This window comes from Sulfurimonas sp., assembly GCF_016744025.1.
Taxonomy (GTDB): domain Bacteria; phylum Campylobacterota; class Campylobacteria; order Campylobacterales; family Sulfurimonadaceae; genus Sulfurimonas.
In genome coordinates, this window is the sequence record NZ_JADGFC010000238.1 from 1 (window position 1) to 1,979 (window position 1,979).

At 33.7% G+C, this 1,979-nt stretch carries 1 protein-coding gene; it reads left to right on the plus strand.

The window, feature by feature from the left end:
• The first annotated feature begins 56 nt into the window (after positions 1–56).
• Complete coding sequence (locus QZZ48_RS15635; RefSeq protein ID WP_294967183.1) at positions 57–1,736, plus strand: DUF5689 domain-containing protein; 1,680 nt, start codon at positions 57–59, stop codon at positions 1,734–1,736.
• Positions 1,737–1,979: the final 243 nt, after the last annotated feature.

Genomic DNA, 1,979 nt, shown 5'->3' on the forward strand with positions numbered 1-1,979 from the left:
TGGCTTGCTTTTCTATTTTTAAAATCCAATTATAACACACTCAAAAAAATTGTAAAATGAGAAAATTACATTATTTATTGTTTGCCATGATTATGGGACTAGCTGTTTCATTTACATCATGTAGTAGTGACGACGATTCACCAATCGATCCGACACCTAAAATCCCTGTAGCAAATAAAACGATTGCTGATATACTTGCTCTTGTTGATGGTGATGTTGCTGTAAAAATAACTGAAGATATTATTTTTGAAGGGACTGTTGTTTCGAATCAATTAGAGTCAAATAACTTCTACAGAGTTATTTATGTGCAGAATGGTGAGACTGCTATCAAAATTAGTTGTACTAAAGCATCTGCAGGTGATCACTATTATGAGTCTTTTAAAATGGGTGATAAAATCATTTTTAAGGCTAAAGATAGTTATGTGGCTAATTATAAAGGAACTATTACTCTTGGAGAAAGTGAAGCGGTAGGTGATGATGCAAGATATCTTGTAACTTCATATACTGATGAAAAACTAAGAGAAATTGCAACTAAAGGAAATGAGCCAACAGCTATTACTCCAAAAATCATCACAATTGGCGATTTGACCGATGCTATGGTTGGAACTTTAGTTAAAATAGAGAATATCCAATTTATGACTGATTTTGTTGGTTCTAAATTAGGTGTAGCTATGAAAAGTGAAGAAGCGGATTGGTCAAATTATAATAGAAGTTTAATCCAGAAAAATAGAAAGACTATTGTTTTAAGAACATCGAAGTCAGCAAGTTTTGCTGAAGCGAATATAGCTGAAGAAAGTGGATCAATTACGGCAATTTTAGGCAAATATGGTTCTACCTATCAGTTATATCTTAGAAAAGCAGAAGAGTTATCTTTAACTGCAAACAGATTTGATTTAGAGGTAATACCAAACTCTTTTGAGAATCCTTTTACTGCAGAGCAAGCAATTGCTACTAATTCAGGTGATCAGGTTTGGGTTAAAGGGTATATTGTTGGTGTTCTTTCAGGTACTGGTTCAGGAGCTTTCGAAGCTCCATTTACCGTTCATACAAATCTTTTAATTGCTTCGGACGCAAATGAAACAGATGTGGCCAAGTGTTTATCAGTACAGTTACCTACTGGAAAAGTTAGAACTGATATTAATATTAAAGATAATGCTGTTAATCATAAAAAAGAAGTTCTTCTTCGTGGTAATTTAGAGGCTTATTATGGTCAGCCAGGAATTAAAAGTGTTGATGCTTATAAGTTAGGTGAAGAAACATTTATTCCTATTAAGGCAGAAGGTTTCTTTGTAGAGCAATTTAATGGTGATTTGGGTGAATTTACTCAATTTTCAGTTAGTGGTGATCAAGTTTGGGCTCATAATAGTGGTGCTGCAAAAATGAGCGGTTATAGTTCAGGTGCTACGTTTGCTAATGAAGATTGGTTGATTTCTCCTAAAGTTAGTTTAGTAGGAAAAACAGCTGCTAAATTAATTGCTGTTTATAAAGCTAGCTTGTATGGAGCAGAGTGGTCGACTTGTAGTATCGTAGTTTCAACAGATTATGATGGTAATACAGCCAATATTGCTACCGCTACTTGGACAGCGCTGGAAGGTTTTAATGGTGTTGATGGTGGCTATAAAGTAGAATTACCTGCTGGTTTCCAAGGCAAAGAAATTTACTATGCTTTCAAATATACTTGTAATGCTGAAAAGTCAGTTAACTGGCAAATTCAAGAAACATCAATTACTGAATAATTTCTGGTGACCAATAATTGAAATTTTGAATTATCTTAGTTACTAAATTTTTGTACGGAAAGCCTTCACTTTTATGTGGAGGCTTTTTAACAAGCAATTAGCCTATCGATTCCTTGAAAATCAGCTGATTTTCACTATTTTTGCTTTACCATTTTATAAGCGATGCATACTAGCCAGTATTGCATTTTCCATCCGATGAAATATATCAATTGAATTTTCTTAAATCTTGATCCAATCAAGACA

What these genes read in the sequence shown, in the direction of transcription:
- QZZ48_RS15635 (WP_294967183.1), top strand. Translation starts at nt 57, where the DNA reads ATGAGAAAATTACATTATTTATTGTTTGCCATGATTATGGGACTAGCT.